Raw genomic sequence first — 609 nt, 5'->3', positions numbered from 1 at the left:
AAAGCGCCAGATGCAGAAGTTCCTTCATTTGGCCCATGTAAACGCCTTGACTACGAACTGGAACTAGGTATTTATCTAGGTAAGGGTAATGAGCTTGGCGATGCTATTGCAATTGAAAATGCTGAAAAGCATGTATTCGGCTTTTGTGTTTTCAACGATTGGTCAGCACGTGACTTACAAGCATGGGAATACCAACCACTGGGTCCATTCTTAGCTAAAAACTTCGCATCAACCGTGTCTCCGTGGATTGTAACCACCGAAGCACTTGCACCATACAGAACAAGTTGGACGCGTGATGAAAGCGATCCGCAGCCACTAGAGTACTTAGAATCAACGGCTAACCGTGATCAAGGCGCATTTGATATTCAAATGGATGTTAAAATTCAAACGCAAAAAATGCGTGATGAAGGCTACAACCCAACTCAAGTGTCTAAGTCTAGCTTTAAGCACTCATACTGGACTGTAGCGCAAATGGTAACTCACCATACCGTAAACGGTTGTAACTTTATGCCAGGCGATATGCTGGGCTCTGGCACGCAATCAGGGCCGACTCACGAAGAAGCGGGTTCATTACTTGAGCTTTCTCGTGGTGGCAAAGAAAAAATAACT

Annotated in this window: 1 protein-coding gene; it reads left to right on the top strand. The window is 44.8% G+C overall.

The features are described from left to right. The coding region (locus tag CWB76_RS19365) for a fumarylacetoacetate hydrolase family protein (RefSeq protein WP_171039671.1) at positions 1–609 on the top strand (609 nt) is incomplete at both ends.

Origin of the sequence: Pseudoalteromonas sp. S1609 (genome assembly GCF_005887255.1) — a bacterium.
Lineage (GTDB): Bacteria > Pseudomonadota > Gammaproteobacteria > Enterobacterales > Alteromonadaceae > Pseudoalteromonas.
The sequence above is the reverse complement of the archived record's forward strand: the minus strand, read 5'-3'. Positions and strand labels throughout refer to the sequence as shown.